The organism is Duganella sp. GW821-FHT07F09 (assembly GCF_059418705.1).
Window position 1 is genome coordinate 510,275 of the sequence record NZ_JBWKQJ010000005.1, and the last position, 16,431, is coordinate 526,705.

The following is a 16,431-nucleotide window of genomic DNA, read 5'->3' on the forward strand; positions in this document are numbered from 1 at the left end:
GCTCGATTCCCAACCCATGCGACGGCCCGTGACCTGCTGGATTTCATCCAGCTATTTAGCTTTCGTCTTTGCACCTGCTGTCATTTTGTCGAGATAGGCTTGCAACTGCTCGCCAATCTGATCTTGCGCCTGCGCCTTGGCGTTGGCCTGGGCCAGAAGCAACTCGAACTCGCGTAACCGCGCCCTGGCCGGTTCCAGCCGTGCTTCGGCGCTCTTCAGTTGCTCGCTCAGCACTTCGGCTTCGGCGATTTTGCTGACGAGTTGGCGTTGAAGATCGCCCGTGTGCAGGTGGGCGGCCTGAAGCTGCTCGATCTTCTGTTCCAGCTTGCGGCCATTGGTTAGTTGCTCGTAAAGCGACTGCTTCGTATGCGACAACTCCAGGACCAGGCGGGCGCCCTCCTGATTGAGTTTGGTGACCTCGTCCTGCTTGCTCCGCGCCGCCAGTTGCTGCTGGCGCAGCTCCAGCTTCACCTGCTCAAGCCGATCTTTCAAATCGGTCACTTGCTGTCCGGCCGTATGGCGCGCGACGGTTTCGGCCTGGAGGGCGGCACGTGTTTTGGCGTGGCCGGCAATCTCGCTCCGCAGGCGCTCCTCCAATCCACGGGCGGCCTCTTGATTGGCGAGTAGTTCGCCTTGCAGTTGCCGGTAAGCCTGCGCATGGGCTTGTTCCTTGGCTTGGAACCCCCGTGTCGCCTGCTCGATCCGAACGTCGGCTTCTTCAGCAAGGCGCGCCGCCAGTCGTTCGACCAGATCTTGCAACGCTTCGCTGATCGACGCCTTCTGCCCGCCGCTACCGCCCTCCTCCTCTTCCAGTTCCCTGAGATACTTATGGATCGTGGTCTTGGACCCGGTATTGCCGAGAGCGATGCGAACCGCGTCCACGGATGGATACTGTGATTGCGCGATCAAGCTGTCCCGCGCCTTCCTCACGTCCGATTTCTCAAGCCCTGCTCTCGCCATATTTCCTCCGTTTGATTCGTACTGTATTACATACCACGTAATTATGTACTATTTTCGCACGAAGTGGAAATCTATCCGTATCATTCTCGATTCTCTGCGCACTCCCACGTTGCCGCGATCATCATCGCAATGAGAGCGGATCCGAGTCATCGGAGTCGCGGCCGGAAGCAGCCGTAGCGGCAACGGCAACGGCAACCAGAATCGGCGAACGCTGGCCGGCACGCTCGTCGCGTCGCGCCGCCGTTTGCGCCATCCGCGACAGCATCGCGTCGCCGGGCGTGCCGCCGCAGGCGATATGGCGCGCCAGGCTGCGGATGGTTGGGTACCGGAGCAGATCGATGTTGCTCACCTCCACTTGCAAACGTTGCACGATCAGGCTGCGCGTCATCGCCATCAACAGTGAATGGCCGCCCACGTCGAAAAAGCTGTCCTCCGGGCCGAAATTGGCGTCGCCCAGCACCGACTCCCAGATCGCCGCCAGCGCCAGTTCGGTCGCGGTGACGTAGCGGCGCGCCGCCGCAGCCGGGGCAGAGCCGGCGTTGACGGCGGGGCCCGGCCGGTATTCCGACCCGGGCGCCGCCGCAGGATCGGCGCGCCCCAGGAACTCGATGGTGCCGTCGTGCCAGTAGCGCCCCAGGTCACCGGTCTTGAACAGCGTGGCGGGCGCCGGCAGGGACGGACCGGACGGCAGGTAGGTGAAGGTATCCGGTATGAACACCCGCGCCGTCAGTTCCTGCCGCTGGTGGTAGCCGTGCGCGACCTGCACGCCGCCGATATAGAGCTCGCCGGCCATGCCGATCGGCACAGGCCGCAGCGCGGCGTCGAGGATGTGGATCACGGTGTTGGCCACCGGCCTGCCGATCGGCACCGAACGCAGGCGTTCGCCGCGCCGGCAGGCCCAGTGGCAGACATGGATCGAGGCTTCGGTCGGCCCGTACAGGTTGTGCAACTCGCCGTTATAGCTGGCCAGCACGTCGTCCTGCAAGGTCAGCGACAGTGTCCCGCCGCCGCAGAAGATGCGCCGCAGCGAGGGGCACAACGGCAGCTGCCCGGCGTCGGCGAAGGAGCGCAGCGCCGACGGCTCGAACTGGATCTGGGTGATACCGTCGGTCCGTATCAGCGCGCCCAGCGCTTCCGGCGCCGCCAGTTGGTCGCGCCGGCCCAGGTGCAGCTGCGCGCCGCTGATCAAGGGCAGGAAAATCTCCCACGCCGAACTGTCGACATTGATCGAGGCGCTGCCCAGCACCTTGTCGGCGGGGCGCAGCGGGAAGCGCGAGCGCATCCACCGCACGTAGTTGCACACGCCGGCGTGCGGCACTTTCACGCCCTTGGGGCGGCCGGTCGATCCGGCGGTATAAGTCACATACATCAGGCTGTGCGGATCGACGGCGGCCAGCGGCGCGCCGGCAGGACGCCGGGCGACCTGCGCCCGCTCGTCGTCGACCACTACCAGCGGCACGTCGCAGGCGGGCAGGCGCGGCAAATGGGAACGCTGCGTGACGATCAGGGCCGGGCGGGCGTCGGCGATGACGTCGGCCAGCCGCTCGCGCGGGTAGCCCGGGTCCAGCGGCACGTAGGCCGCGCCCGTCTTGAGTATCGCCAGCAGCGTGACGACCAGGTCGGCGGACGGCTCCAGGTGCACGCCGACCCGGCGGCCCGCCGCGCCCGGCCCGAGGCCGACATCGGCCGCGATCAGGTGGTGGGCCAACTGGTTGGCGCTCCGGTCCAGTTCGCCGTAGGCCAGGCCCCGCTCCCGGCTAGCCAGGGCCGGGGCGTCCGGCGTGGCGGCCGCCTGCCGCTCGAACAGCCGCAACACCGTGTCCGGAGGGGTGCCGTCGGCCGTCGCGTTCCAGTGCGCCATCAGGGCGCGGTCGGTGGCGCTGGACAGCTCGTAGGCGCCCAGCGCGCGGCCCGGTTCGTCGAGCACCTGCTCCAGCAGCATCACGAACTGGCGCAGCATGCGCTCGGCGCTGCCCTGCGCGTACAGGTCGCTGTTATAGGAGAGGCGCAATTCCGGCCCCTGCTCCCGGTCCTGCACCTCCAGGGTCAGCTCGTATTTGGCGTCGTCGTTGCCGTCCTCTTGGACCGTACAGCGCAGGCGTTCGTTGATCGCGCCCCGAAACAGTTTTTCCTGGAACAAGAACATCGCCTGCACCAGGGGCGTACGACTGGCGCCGCGCGCCGGCTGCAACACCTCGACCAATTTTTCGAACGGGAAGGACTGATGTTCCAGGCAAGCCAGCGACGCGGCGCGCACCTGCGCCAGCAGCGCGCCGAAGGTGTCGCCGGCGTTCATCCGGGTGCGCATCACCATGGTGTTGGCGAACAGGCCGATGGTGTCGGCGGCCGCCAGCGGCTCGCGGTTGGCGGCCGGACAGGCGAGCAGCACGTCGTTCTGGCCGGAATAGCGGTGCAGCAGCAGGTTGAACACCGCGAACAGGGTCATGAACGAGGTGGTGCCGTGGCGGTGGTTGAATGCCGCCAGGCTGTCGTGCAGCCCGGCCGCAACCGTCAGCCGGCTGACCGCGCCGCGGAAGCCGCGCACGGGCGGACGCTGGTAGTCGGTCGGCATCGCCAGCACCGGCTGGCAGCCGTCGAGATGCCGGCGCCAGAACGCCAGGCCGGCGGCGCTTTCCTGCGCCGCCCGCCAGCGCACCCAGTCGGCGTAGCCCATCGCGGGGGTAGTCGCAAGCGCCGGTCCGCCGGTGCGGGACCGGTAGTGGTCGATGAATTGGCGGCAAAACAAGCCGATGGAGCGGCCGTCGAAGACGGCTTGATGCACCGTCACCTGCAAACGGTGCTCGTTGCCGGGCAAACTGAAGCAGGTGAAGCGGAACAGCGGGCCTTGTTCCAGATCGAAGGGCTGGCCGCCATCGTCGTCGGCCAGCCGCTCGCACTCGCGTCCGGCGGTGGCCGGAACGGCATAGCGCAGGTCGACCCGGCGCGCCGCGACCGCCAGCCCGGTCCGCACCGATGCCAGCAGGCGGTCGCCGTCCTGCGCGAACACGGTGCGCAACGCGTCGTGCGCGTCCACCACGGCGGCCAGGCTGGCGTCGGCGGCATCTTCGTCGAGGTCGCCGTTCAGGCGCAGCGAAAAGCGCATGTTATAGGCGCCCAGGCCGGGATAGGTTTGCGCCAGCAGCCACAGGCCGGCCTGGCCGGGCGAGCACAGGCCGGGCGCCATCGCCGATGCCGCCGATATCGTCACCGTCGCCACCTGGTCCGGGGCGGCGGGAGCCGACAACCGCCCGGCCAGCGCGGCCGGCGTGGGATGGTCGAAGAAACGCCGATAATCGAGCGCGATGCCCAGCTCGGCGCGCACGCGGCTGATGACGGCGGCCACCTTCAGCGAATCGCCGCCCAGTTCGAAGAAGTGGTCGTCGATGCCCAGTCCTTCGAACCCCAGCACCCGCTCCCACATGCGCAGCAGTTTGCGCTGCATGGCGGTGCGCGGCGGAACGCAGGCGTAGGCCAGCCGTGGCCGGTCCCGGCCGGGCGGCGGCAAGCCGCCCCGGTCGATCTTGCCGTTGGCCAGCGTGGGCAGCGCCTCGAGCACCACCCACGCCGACGGCAGCATCGCTTCCGGCAACCGCACCGCCAGCGCGGCGCGGATCTGGTCGACCGGCACGTCGGCACCGGGATGAAACACCAGATACGCCACCAGGCTCTTGTCCAACCCCTCTTCGCGGCAGACGACCGCCGCCATGCGCACGGCGCGATGGGCCGTCAACGCCGCCTCGACCTCGCCGCACTCGATGCGCACGCCGCGTATCTTGACCTGGAAGTCGCGCCGGCCGAGATACATCAGCTCGCCTCGCGGGTTGTACCTGCCCAGGTCGCCGGTACGGAACAGCGGCCGGCCGGCGAAGTGCGGCAAGGGATTGGCGATGAAGCGCCGGCGCGTCAGTTCCGGCAGGTTGACATAGCCAAGCGCCACGCCGTCGCCGCAGATGCAGATCTCGCCGGGCTCGCCCGGTCCGACCTCACGCAACTCCTGGTCCAGCAGGAAAATCTCGGAACCGGCGATCGGCCTGCCGATGCCGGCCGGCGCGCCGGCGCGCAGTTCCGCATAGCTGGCGTTGGCGGTGGCCTCGGTCGGTCCGTACAGGTTCCAGATGCGCAGCGCCGGCCAGATGCGGGCGCTGCGATCGAGCAGCACGTCGTGCACCGCCTCGCCGGACAGCAGAACGCAGGCCGGGCCGGCCGGCCGTTCGCCGGGCGGCAGCGCCTCGACGCATTTGAGCACCTCGTTCCAGACCGACGGCGCGCAATACAGGCCGAACCCGGGACGGTCGCGATACCAGTCGAGCAGCTGCGCCGGCTGGCGCAGAACGTCCCGGTCCGGCACATGCTGGGTGCGTCCGAGCAGCAAAGGCGCATAGAACTGCGCGGCATGGGCGGCAAATCACATCGACGACGTCAGCGGCAGGTCGATGCCGCCCAGTTCCGGTCGCAAGTGATGGCAGTGCCAATCCAGGTAGTACGCCAGGTTGCGCCGGGTCACCATCACGCCCTTGGGCTTGCCGGTCGAGCCGGAGGTGTACAGCAGATAGGCCAGGCTGTCGGGGTCGGCGGGGTTGCGCGGCGCGGGCTCCACAGGGACGGCGGGCAGCGGCTGGACCGGCCCGAGCACCATGGTGTCGCGGATCAAGGCGCCCAGCTTCGGCTGCAGATCGGCCTGCGTGAGCGCCAGCGCGACACCCGCGTCCCGCACGATATAGGCGAGGCGCGCGGCCGGATCGTCCGGCGACAGCGGCACGTAGGCCATGCCCGCCTTCAGCACGGCCAGCACCGCGATCGCGGTCAGCGGTCCGGGTTCGAAACAGACGGCCACCCGCGCCTCGCCCGGCAGCCCGCGCGCCAGCAGCGTGGCGCACAGCTGGTCGGCGCGGCGGTTCAACTCGGCATAACTGAGGGCGTGCCGCTCGCTCTTGACGGCGATGAGGTGGCCGTGCCGGCCCGCCTGCTGTTCGAAACCCGCCACCACGTCGGTGATGATCGGCGTTGCCGCGCCGCTGCCTCGACCCTGCGAAATAGAAAGGGAGCCGGTGATGTCCATGTGTCCTTTCGTGGCGGTGGAGGGAGCGGCGGGCAACGGAACGACGTCGTCAACGAGCACGCGGCTGGACTTTCGTCAAAGTAGTCGCGGCGTTTTTATGGCGGAGTACGCTTCAATCAATTCAGATTAACAACGTTTTCAACGCCCGCCTTGACGTGGCTCAATTCAAGAACCCTTGCTTTGGGTGCATGGTGGACGGTGGCCGTGAACGGGCCGGGCAAAAACGGGGGACGGCGCCGGATGGCGCGTGGTCGAGAAAAAGCCGGCGGCCCTGGCGGCGCCGTCCGGCCGTATGAGGGAGTGCGACCGGCGGCGCGGACCCGCGCCTCAGAGTTTGTAGAACTGCTCCCACTCCTTGCGCGGCGGCACGCCGTCCAGCAGCGAGTCGGCCAGCCGGTGGTTGGTCACGCGCTTGCCGACCGGATCGAATTCCAGCGTCGCGTTCACGCGCTGGGCGATGACGCCCAGGCTCATCGTTTGACACAACGGCCCGGCGACCGCGAAACTCGAGCGGCAGGTTTCCTGCCCCATGCAGGCGCGCAGGAAGTTGGCGTAGTGGTTGGAAGGGCTGACCGGGACCGCCGGCAGGCGCGCGCGGATCGCCTCCGATTTTTCGCCGTCGAGGATTTGCAGCTCGGAACCATGCGTGCCGCCCTTGAACGTCAGCCCTTCCCCGTAAATGATCTTTCCGGGCGCCAGCTGGTCGGCGCTGGCGTTGGCGCCTTTCGACGGCGGCGGAATCGATGGATCGACCACGGACGCCCCCATGTTCGCCGGCAGCGGCGGCAGGTTGTCCTTGCCGTCATACCAGGTCAGGTCCAGCGCCGGCAGCGCGCCACGCGCCGGGAAATGGAAGCCCAGAGTCGACGCCTGCGGAAAAATGAAGGGACTGTGGCCGTCCAGCCTGACCGCGTCCACCCGGGTCGGCAGACCCAGTTGCAAGAACTCGTGGGCGGTGTCGAAGATGTGCGCGCCCCAGTCGCCGAGCGCGCCGTTGCCGAAGTCGAACCACGAGCGCCAGTCGCCGTTCACATAACCCTTGTTATAGGCGTGGAACCGCTCGGTGGCGAGCCAGCCGTCCCAGTCGAGCCCATCCGGCAGCGGCTGCGCCGGCAGGTAGCCCGACACCCGCATCCCGTGCCAGCGGCGCGGGTTGTTCATATAGGCCGTGATGCGGGTGACATTCTTGATGACGCCGGCGTTGACCCAGGCCTGGAACTGAAAGTAATTGGGGCCGGAATGGCCCTGGTTGCCCATCTGGGCGGCGACCTTGTATTTCTTCTCGGCGGCCATCATCAATTCGATCTGGCGGAAACTCTGCCCCATCGGTTTTTCGCAATACACATGCTTGCCCTGCGACATGGCGAGCATGGCGATCGGAAAGTGCGAGAAATCCGGCGTGCCGACGCTGACGGCGTCGATCTGCTTGCCCATCTTGTCGAACATCTGGCGGAAATCGCGGAAGCGCGGCACGTCGGGGAACAGCTTGAGGATTTGCGCGGTGTGCGGTGCGCCCATGTCGGTGTCGCACAGGGCCACGATGTTCGCCAGGCCGGTCGCGTGCAGGTCCAGGATGATCTGGGCGGCGCGGTTGCCGATCCCCACGCAGGCCAGGTTGACCTTGTCGCCCGCAGTGGCTGCCATGGCCAAGCGCGGCGCGAGGAGCGCCGAAGCGCCTGCGCTGAGCGCGCCCTGGACGAAGGCGCGGCGGCGCGGCGAGGAAGGCGTGTGCGTCATGATGATTCCAGTTCTGGTTGACAAGTGTTTGACATGGCCGGGCGTCGCGGCCGTTCCCCGAGGCCGCCAACGACCACGGCGGTTTGAATCGGGCCGGAAAACCGGCTCATTCGTAATGACCCGGCCACAGGATTTCGCCACCCTGTTCCACCGCTGCCAGCCCCATCAACGTGGCGACGCCGGCGCGGTAGGCGTGTTCGATCATCTGCGGGATCTTCTGGCCGGAACGGATGGTATTGGCGAAGGCGGCCAGCGATACGGCGGTGCCGTCGTCGCCGTTGGCGTTGCGGCGCAACGCCAGGCCCTGGCCGCCCTGTTTGAGCTCGGGCTTCCAGGAAGGCGCGGCGACGGCGGCGGTGTCGAACCGGCCCTGTTCGAGCTGGGTGACCAGCCGGGCCACGCCGGGCGCGGGCTGCGCCTGCTCGAAGTAGGCCTTGGCGCTCTCCCCTTCGATGGTGCCCTTCGATCCCATGATCTGCACCTCCATGCCGTGGAAGCGATTGCTGCTGAGCGAGTCGTAGACCACCGACACCCCGTCCCGATAGCGGTAGACGACGTTGACGTTGTCGTGCACTTCGCGGCCGTCCTTCCAATGGTTGATGCTGCCGTAACCGACGCAGGACAAGGGCGCCGCGTCCAGGAACCAGTTGGCGACGTGCAGGTGGTGCGAGCCCAACTCCCCCATCAGTCCTGCCGAGTAGGCGCGGTACAGGCGCCAGTTGAGGATGCGTTCCAGTTCCGGGGTGGCGGCCGGGTTGCGCCAGTCGGCGTTGCGGTGCCAGTGGGCGCGGATCTGGGTGATGTGGCCGATCGCGCCCTCGCGCACCATCTGGTGCGCCTGCAGGAACTGGTTGCTGAACAGGCGCTGGTGCCCGATCTGGAACGCGCGCTTGCTGGCGCCGGCCGCGCGGGCGACGGCGCGGCATTCGTCGATGGTCAGCGCCAGGCTTTTTTCGCAAAACACGTGCTTGTCGGCCGCCAGCGCGTCGAGGCACATCGGCGCATGCTGATGGAGCGGCGTCGCGATCACCACGCCGTCGAGGTGCGGGGTCGCCAGCAGCGCGCGGTGGTCTGAGAAAGCCAGCGCCTTGTCGCCCGCCATTTGCATGGCGAGCCGCAGATGGGGCGCGTGGCTGTCGCACAGCGCCACCAGCTCGACACCGGGGGTGCGCAACAGGTCCTGCATCAGCCTCCGGCCGCGCGAGCCGGTGCCTATCACGCCGAGGCGGACCCGGTCGGACGCGGCCGAACCGAGCGGCGCCGCGCGCAACGGCGCCATCCACGGCAGCGCGCTCAACACGCCGGAGCCGGCCACGGTGGCCGCCAGCCGGGTCAGGAACTGGCGGCGGCGCAGGCGGTCTTCGGCCAGATCGCCGGTGTTTTCGGGGACGTCAGGATGCATCATGCCATCTCTTGTGCAGGCCGCGCGGGTCGGCATCCGCCGAGCTTACGAACTCGACGCCTTCCGCCCCGGGGTAGTTGTTCAATATGCCGGCGCGCGCGGCGCACGGAGTGACCAGCAGCGCGGTCGAGAGCACTTCGGCGTCCACCGCGCTGGCGCACGCCACCGACAGCACGCATCGTCCGTCGCGCCGCAGGCCGGTGCGCGGATCGACGGTGTGGCCCTGGTCCGTCCGGTTGCCCGACGTGGACATGGCGCCGTCGCGCAGGCGAAAGCTGTGCAGCGCGGTATCGTCGCGCGCGGGATCGACAACACCCACCGGCCAGTAGGGGCCGGCCGGGTGGCTGCCGATAACGGCGATCGAGCTTTCCCCGAAACTCAGGAACGCCCGCTCGACGTCGCGCGCGCGCAACCGCCGCACCACATTGTCGAGGGCGATGCCCTTGCCCACGCCGCCAAGGTCGAGCTTGATGCCGGGCGAGGCGAAACGCACGGTACGGGCGGCGTCATCGAGTTCGACGTGTTGCATGCCGTTGTCCGCCGCGGCGAACGAGCTCCCGCCGATGCGGGCGCCCTGGGCGATATCGAAGGCGCCGCCGGTGCGCCGCCAATGGTCGCGGCAGGCCACCAGCAAGTCCCAGGCGTCGCCGGCGGCCACCGCCGCCTGTGCCGCGCTCCGATTGATGCGCGCCACGGCGCCGTCCTCCACGAACCGGCTCATGAGCCGCTCCTGGCCGTCCACGAACGCCTCCACCTCGCGCGCCAGCCGGGCGCCCTCGTCGGCGGACACCGACGGCAGCACCATGGTGAAGCGGGTGTTCATCGCCGCGAACGTGTGCTGGAAAACAGGCGCCCCCGGCATGGCCTATTTTCCGCCCAGGTCGCGAATCTTGATGTTGCGGAACGACACATCGTTACCGTGGTCCTGCAGCAGAATGTGGCCATCGGGCCATTCGCCAAACGAGGGGATGTCCTTGAACTTGCTGGCGGCGACGCTGGCGCGGAAGGCCTGCGATCCGCGCTCGAACTCGACCGTCTTTTTGCCGTTGAGCCAGAACGAGACGAGCTTTCCTTTCGAGACGATGCGCGCCTGGTTCCACTCGCCGACCGGCTTCACGGTCTTGTCCTTGGGGGCGGGAATGAGATCGTACAGCGAGCCGATGGTGCGGTTGCCGTCGCGGCCGAGCTTGGCGTCGGGATGGCGCTCGTCGTCGAGCACCTGGAACTCCAGGCCGATGGCCGAGCCGATCTGGGTGGGCTTGCCGGTGACCTTGTCGATGGCGCTGAGGGTCGGCTGGGTGAAGATCTTGATGCCGCTGTTGGCGCCCGGGGTGGCCTTGAATTCGGCGCTCAACTCGAAATCGGCGTAGCGCTGCTTGGTGATAATGTCGCCGCCGCCCTGCGATTCCTCGCCGTCCTTGCCCTGCACGGACAGCACGCCGCCGCACATTTGCCAGCCTTTCTGAGGGAAATCGTCCGACTTGACGCCGCGCCAGCCGGCGGACGTGCTGCCGTCCCAGAGCAGACGCCAGCCCTCCGCCTTCTCCGCCGGCGTCAGGCTGGTCCGAGGGGCGCCGCCGGCGCCGTCCGCACAGGTCCCTTGCGCCGGCTTGACCGCCGCCGTCGCGGTCGTGCCGACCGTCAAGGCGGTCCCGGCGAGTAACAGTATCGCTGCCAATTTGCTCATCAAACCCTCTCGAACTGAACTGCGTCGGGAGAAATGATAGCGCAATCTTTTGATGTGCGATACAACTTCCTGACCGCTCGCCATGGCGGCGCGATCATCGACGGCGACCATTTGCTGGTGCAACGCGGCGATCTGCAGCGTGCGGTGGCGCTGTTGACCGCCGCCGGTCATCGGTTGGTCGCTTCCGATGAAAAACAGTGAAAAGTCCAACGCCGGCCGGCTCAGTCCCGGCCGCGCGCGCGGCGGCGGGCCACCATGCCCAGCATTCCCAGTCCGGCGAGCAGCATGCCGTAGGTGGCCGGCTCCGGCACGGCCGTGACGTTGATGTTGGCGTCTGGCGCGAAGTCCGCCAGACGGCCGAGCCCGGCGACGTTGGTATCGATGGACCACACGGTCCAGGTGTAATCCTTGAACGCCAGGCCGTTCGATGGCAGCAGCGATGCCGACACCGTGGTGAAAATCCGGTCGCCGACGATTTGCTCGGTGATCGGTGTCGCTCCGACCCCGGCCGTCCCGTTGGCGCGCAAGGTGACCGTGCGGTTGAACACCGCGCCCGGCAGTCCGACCGACGTGAACGGTGCGTTGGCCGTGCCGCCGGCATTGAGGCCGAAGACGTAGGCGGCGCCGTTGACGCCGGCGATCGCGCCCGCCGCCGTCGTGCTGAACACGAATTCATTGGTGGCGGCGTTGAAGCTGACGTCGGCCGACAGCACGTCGAAGGCGGCGTCGCGGCTACCGGTGTAGCCCGCGAGGAAATCGCCGGCCACGTCGGTCACGGCGTGGGCCTGGGCGGCCAGGGCCAGCGCGGCCACGGCCAGGGTGTTCTTGAGTAAATTTTTCATTCTCGTCATCCTTATCGTTGTGGGAGGCGCCACTCGGCTGCCTACCGTAGATTCCCGATACCTTAAAATTAGTTCAAGAAACTTGGTATTTTTTTACGAGCCCTCTCCATTCCGATGGTGGACGGCAAGGTCCGCCGGATGAGATACTTGCTGGCTCGACAATCAGCGCCGGCAGCGGCGCCCACAACGGAATCCTATGGCACACGGCTTTCTCTTACACATGGTGTTTTATCTGGTCGCGGCCGTGGTGCTGGTGCCGCTGGCCAAGCGCGCCGGCATGGGCGCGGTGCTCGGCTATCTGGCCGCCGGCGCCCTGATCGGACCGTGGGGCCTGTCGCTGATCGGCAATGTCGAGGACGTGCTCAGCGTCTCGGAGTTCGGCGTGGTGCTGATGCTGTTCCTGATCGGACTGGAGCTGGAGCCCAAAAAGCTGTGGTCGCTGCGTCGGCCGATCTTCGGCTGGGGCGGCGTGCAGGTGGTGATTGTCAGCGCCGCGCTCACCGCTGCGGCCATGGCGTTCGGCGTCGACTGGAAAATCGCGCTGGTCGCCGGCCTCGGCATGTCGCTGTCGTCGACCGCCATCGTGCTGGCCACCTTGGGCGAGCGCAAGCTGATGCCCAGCCCGGCCGGCTCGGCGAGCTTTTCCATTTTACTGTTCCAGGATATCGCCGCGATACCGATGATCGCGCTGGTGCCGCTACTGGCCGGCGTGGCCGCCGAGCATGAAAGCGGCGGCTGGATGCGCGCGGTCAAGCTGGTGGCGGTGCTGCTGACCCTGGTCGCCTTCGGCCGCTGCCTGGTCAACCCGGTGATGCGTTTCCTCGCCCGCACCGGCCTGCGCGAACTGTTCACCGCCTTCGCGCTGCTGCTGGTGATCGGCATCTGCCTGCTGATGGAATCGGTCGGGCTGTCGCTGGCGCTGGGCACGTTCACCGCCGGCGTGCTGCTGGCCGACTCCGAATACCGCCACCAGCTGGTCAGCGACCTGGAACCGTTCAAGGGACTGCTGCTCGGCCTGTTCTTCATAGCGGTCGGCATGTCGGCCGACTTCGGCGTGTTGCTGGCCCATCCGCTGCTGGTGGCGGGGCTCACCTGCGGCCTGCTGCTGCTCAAGGGCGGCCTGCTGTACGGCATGTCGTTCTGGTTCGACATTCCGCGCGGCCAGCGCCTGTTCTTCGCGCTGCTGATGTCGCAGGGCGGCGAATTCGCCTTCGTGGTGTTCGGAACGGCCGTCGAAGCCAGGGTGCTGGCGCCGGAGACCTCGGCCATGCTGGTGATGGTGGTGACCTTGTCGATGGTGGCCACGCCGCTGTTGCTGCTGCTATACGACAAGCTGGCGGCGCCGCGCCTGCGCACGGCCAAAAAGAAGCGCGAGGCGGACAAGATCACGGTCGAACACCCGGTCATCATCGCCGGCTTCGGCCGCTTCGGCCAGATCATCGGCCGCCTGCTGTCGGCCAACCGCATCGGCGTCACGGTGCTCGACCACGACCCCGACCAGATCGAGTTGCTGCGCAAATTCGGTTACGAGGTGTTCTACGGCGACGCCACCCGCATCGACCTGCTGGAGGCGGCCGGTATCGGCAAGGCCACCACCCTGGTGATCGCGATCGACAACGTCGACGACAGCCTGGCGCTGGTCGACGCCGTGCGCGAGCGCTATCCGTCGCTGACGATCCTGGCGCGGGCGCGCAACGTCACCCACTACTACGAGCTGCTGGACCGTGGCGTGACGCTGATCGAGCGCGAAACCTTCGAATCGTCGTTGCAACTGGGCGCCAAGGTATTGCAGCAGCTGGGCTTTGCCGCCGAGCGCGCCGAGCACGCCGCGCGCACCTTCCGCACGCACAACCTCAAGATGCTGATGGAAGTGTACCCGCACCAGCAGGACCAGGACGAGATGGTCTCGCTCACGCGCAAGGGACGCCTGGAGCTGGAGGAAATGTTCGCCGGCGACGCCGCCGCCTTCCAAAACGCCGAAAAACCAGCGGGGTCAGGTTGAGATAGCCCGGGTTTCATGGACATCCAAATAGAGGACAATACGTCCTGAGAGGATATTCATGAATAAAAAGCAGTTACCTTCCAAACGGGAGATCATTCCGATATCGGCGCAGCCGGTGCCGAAGCAGCGGGCCGTGTTTACGGATGAATTCAAGCGCGCTGCGGTCTCCCGGCTACATGATGGCAAGCAGAGCGCCACCGCCTTGGCGTTGGCGCTTGGTTTGCGTCGTAATCAGCTCTACAAATGGGCCAAGCAACTCGAAGAGCAGCCAGCAGGAGGCCAGTTGCGCTCGGCAGGCCGGCCTGCCGTCAGTCAATTGAGCGAGGTCGAGCAACTGCGTCGCCAACTGGCCAAAGCCGAACAGGAGCTGGCCATCTTAAAAAAGTTAGATGCGTACTTAACTCGCCTCAAGAAGTGAAGTACGCCGTCATCGATGAGCATCGCAGCGAGTTCTCAGTCAAAGCGTTGTGTTTGGCGCTCGACGTCGGCCGCAGTGGGTATTACGCCTTCAAGACGGCGCCGCCGAGCCTGCGCAGCCGGGAAGATCTCGCCATGCGCCAAGAGATCGTCAAGATCCATATGCGGCACCGCGCGACGCCCGGGATATTGAAAACGTGGCGCCTGCTCAATTCGGCAGGGATCCGTTGTGGCAAACACCGGGTGGCCAAGTTGAGAAAGCTGGAGGGCATTCAAACGGTCCGCGCCAGGCGCTTTCGTGCCATTAAAGCGAAAGAACGGGTGCTGCCACCAGCGCCGGACTTGGTCAAGCGCGCCTTTGAGGTGCGCGCGCCGAACCAGGTGTGGGTCGGCGATATGACCGTGCTACGCACCAAAGAGGGGTTCTTGCATCTGGCCGTGGTACTGGACTTGTTCGCGCGCCGGGTGGTGGGTTGGTCGACGGACACCAGGCAGGCAGCCACGTTACCGATGGCGGCGTTGTCTATGGCGATGCAACAGCGACGACCTGCGCCCGGGATCATTTTCCACAGCGACCAAGGCTCTGTGTATGGCTGCGCCGATTACCGCAACTTGCTGGCCGAACACGGCGCGCTGCCGAGCATGAGCCGCAAGGGCAATTGTTGGGACACTCAGTCTATGATGAGCAGCGAACGCCTACCAAATCTGACCCGTGCTGGGATTGGTTCTGTGCCTTTGCGTTGACCTGTCGATTTGGCAGAGCGTTCCCCGAGCGTTGCCGGGCCCGTTGCCTGTGACCTAATAGGAGCTTTGTCCTGCACCGTGAGTGTCCTGTCCGGGAAGTGGGGTTGGTGATGCGCCTACCATTCTTTCGGAGCGCAAATGGACGATCAACTACAAAACGAAGTTGTTCTCGGAGTCGACACGCACTTGGACGTCAACGTCGGCGCAGTCATCAGTCACACAGGCAAGTTTCTTGGAACATTTGCTGTAGAAACCAGCGCACGTGGCCATCTGGAACTAGTCGCATGGGCACGCTCGCTGGGTTGTATTCGACGTGCCGGCGTTGAGGGCACTGGGACCTATGGCGCTGGCCTTGCTCGCGTTTTACGCGAGCAAGGAATTGAGGTTCTCGAAGTCAACAGGCCCAATCGGAGCAAGCGTCGTCTAAAAGGGAAGTCAGATCCGACGGATGCGGAGAACGCTGCGCGCGCGGTGCTTGCCGGCGAGGCGACAGCAATCCCCAAGTCCCAGTCAGGAGGAGCAGAGGCCATGCGCACTGTTTCAGTTGCCAGGCGAAGTGCCGTAAAGGCAAAAACACAAGCGATCAATCAGTTGCGAGCCATCCTGGTTAGTGCACCGCAGGAAATCCGTGAACGTCTTTGGAAAACCAAGGCTGAGAAATGCGTCGCGGCGTGCGCTGATCTTGAACAGTTAGGCACGACAACTGTACTCATGGCATTGACCGCGACGCTGCGCCTGCTGGCGAAGCGTTGGCTGACGCTGGCGGATGAACTTAAAGAACTCGACAACACGCTTGATAAGTTGACGAGTCAATTTGCACCAAGCCTTCGTCAGCAGTTCGGCGTGGGACCGCAGACCGCAGCAACCTTGATTGCAGTAGCCGGTGACAATCCTGAACGTCTGCGCAGCGAGGCGGCACTAGCGGCACTTTGCGGAGTAAATCCGCTGCCCGCGTCCTCCGGAAAGACGATACGGCATAGACTAAATCGCGGTGGCGATCGCCAAGGCAACAATGCCTTGTGGACCATCGCGATGGTCCGGATGCGAAGTGAGCCGAGAACACGTGCTTATGTTGAAAGGCGAACCAATGAAGGCATGTCCAACAAGGAAATCCATCGCTGCCTGAAGAGATACCTCATCAGGGAGCTTTACCGCGTTATATTGAGCGATCTACAGGTGACTGGCTCGACCACTTGACATAGGAGCGTCAATGCTGTGGCCGAAAGCTTCTTTTCGAACCTGAAAAACGAAACCATGCACAGGCAACTCTTTTCAACGAGAGCAGAGGCCCTGGGCGTGGTTCGCGATTACATCGAGGTGTACTACAATCGGATGCGCTTGCACCAGACCTTGGGCTATCAAACGCCCGCATCCCTTGAAGCGCAGTTTCGTGTGCTTCATTAACTGTCCGCGAAACCCGGAACACCTCAGGTCCGACATTCGGACACGAGCCCGACGCTGGCAAGGCCTAGCGCCCGGCTCGTGTAGAAATGGTGGACCTGACCCTGAGCCTTCCCCTCAAATTTTAAATGTCGGGATCAACGATCTCAGCTCATCAAGAGCGATGGTGAGCTGACTTCG

12 protein-coding genes and 2 pseudogenes are annotated in these 16,431 nt (G+C 65.8%); 6 read left to right on the forward strand and 8 right to left on the reverse strand.

Annotated elements, in window-relative coordinates; all coding sequences use genetic code 11:
* Window positions 1-51: 51 nt before the first annotated feature.
* The 7 genes and pseudogenes from AC07P1_RS16545 to AC07P1_RS16575 form a co-directional block, all read right to left on the reverse strand.
* Window positions 52-960 (reverse strand): DNA-binding protein, encoded by a 909-nt coding sequence (locus AC07P1_RS16545; protein ID WP_494696841.1) that lies wholly within the window; start codon window positions 958-960, stop codon window positions 52-54.
* 121 nt (window positions 961-1,081) lie between these two features.
* The gene (locus AC07P1_RS16550; protein WP_494696865.1) at window positions 1,082-4,765 is read right to left on the reverse strand and encodes an acyl carrier protein; all 3,684 of its coding nucleotides are present in this window, start codon (window positions 4,763-4,765) and stop codon (window positions 1,082-1,084) included.
* Between the two features lie 129 nt (window positions 4,766-4,894).
* Window positions 4,895-6,019, reverse strand: a pseudogene (locus AC07P1_RS16555) (AMP-binding protein); the annotation flags it as partial.
* Between the two features lie 327 nt (window positions 6,020-6,346).
* Window positions 6,347-7,756: a Gfo/Idh/MocA family oxidoreductase gene (locus AC07P1_RS16560; RefSeq protein WP_494696842.1), complete on the reverse strand. Its 1,410-nt coding sequence runs from the start codon at window positions 7,754-7,756 to the stop codon at window positions 6,347-6,349.
* A 106-nt stretch (window positions 7,757-7,862) separates the two neighbouring features.
* Window positions 7,863-9,161: a Gfo/Idh/MocA family protein gene (locus AC07P1_RS16565; protein ID WP_494696843.1), complete on the reverse strand. Its 1,299-nt coding sequence runs from the start codon at window positions 9,159-9,161 to the stop codon at window positions 7,863-7,865.
* Window positions 9,148-10,020 (reverse strand): FAD:protein FMN transferase, encoded by an 873-nt coding sequence (locus AC07P1_RS16570; protein ID WP_494696844.1) that lies wholly within the window; start codon window positions 10,018-10,020, stop codon window positions 9,148-9,150. Before AC07P1_RS16570 ends, AC07P1_RS16565 begins: the two co-directional genes overlap by 14 nt.
* A gap of 3 nt (window positions 10,021-10,023) precedes the next feature.
* Complete coding sequence (locus AC07P1_RS16575; protein WP_494696845.1) at window positions 10,024-10,845, reverse strand: 3-keto-disaccharide hydrolase; 822 nt, start codon at window positions 10,843-10,845, stop codon at window positions 10,024-10,026.
* 33 nt (window positions 10,846-10,878) lie between these two features.
* Here AC07P1_RS16575 and AC07P1_RS16580 point away from each other — a divergent pair, with 33 nt between their 5' ends.
* Window positions 10,879-11,046 carry a hypothetical protein gene (locus AC07P1_RS16580; RefSeq protein WP_494696846.1) on the forward strand — a complete coding sequence of 56 codons (168 nt, stop codon included), beginning with the start codon at window positions 10,879-10,881 and terminating at the stop codon, window positions 11,044-11,046.
* A gap of 20 nt (window positions 11,047-11,066) precedes the next feature.
* Here AC07P1_RS16580 and AC07P1_RS16585 read toward each other — a convergent pair whose 3' ends face one another.
* Window positions 11,067-11,687 (reverse strand): FxDxF family PEP-CTERM protein, encoded by a 621-nt coding sequence (locus AC07P1_RS16585; protein ID WP_494696847.1) that lies wholly within the window; start codon window positions 11,685-11,687, stop codon window positions 11,067-11,069.
* A gap of 196 nt (window positions 11,688-11,883) precedes the next feature.
* On the opposite strand from AC07P1_RS16585, the gene kefC reads away from it, so the two are divergent.
* The 5 genes and pseudogenes from kefC to AC07P1_RS16610 all read left to right on the forward strand — a co-directional run.
* Window positions 11,884-13,689, forward strand: coding sequence for a glutathione-regulated potassium-efflux system protein KefC (kefC, locus tag AC07P1_RS16590; RefSeq protein ID WP_494696848.1), 1,806 nt, complete (start codon window positions 11,884-11,886; stop codon window positions 13,687-13,689).
* Window positions 13,690-13,747: 58 nt separating this feature from the next.
* Window positions 13,748-14,107: a transposase gene (locus AC07P1_RS16595; RefSeq protein WP_494696849.1), complete on the forward strand. Its 360-nt coding sequence runs from the start codon at window positions 13,748-13,750 to the stop codon at window positions 14,105-14,107.
* Window positions 14,104-14,850, forward strand: a complete 747-nt coding sequence (locus AC07P1_RS16600) for an IS3 family transposase (RefSeq protein WP_494696850.1) — start codon at window positions 14,104-14,106, stop codon at window positions 14,848-14,850. The genes AC07P1_RS16595 and AC07P1_RS16600 overlap by 4 nt, the downstream gene beginning before the upstream one ends.
* A 138-nt stretch (window positions 14,851-14,988) precedes the next feature.
* On the forward strand, window positions 14,989-16,047 hold the full coding sequence (locus tag AC07P1_RS16605) for an IS110 family RNA-guided transposase (RefSeq protein ID WP_494696851.1): 1,059 nt from the start codon (window positions 14,989-14,991) through the stop codon (window positions 16,045-16,047).
* Between the two features lie 12 nt (window positions 16,048-16,059).
* A pseudogene (locus AC07P1_RS16610) lies at window positions 16,060-16,254 on the forward strand (IS3 family transposase); the annotation flags it as partial.
* Between the last annotated feature and the right edge of the window lie 177 nt (window positions 16,255-16,431).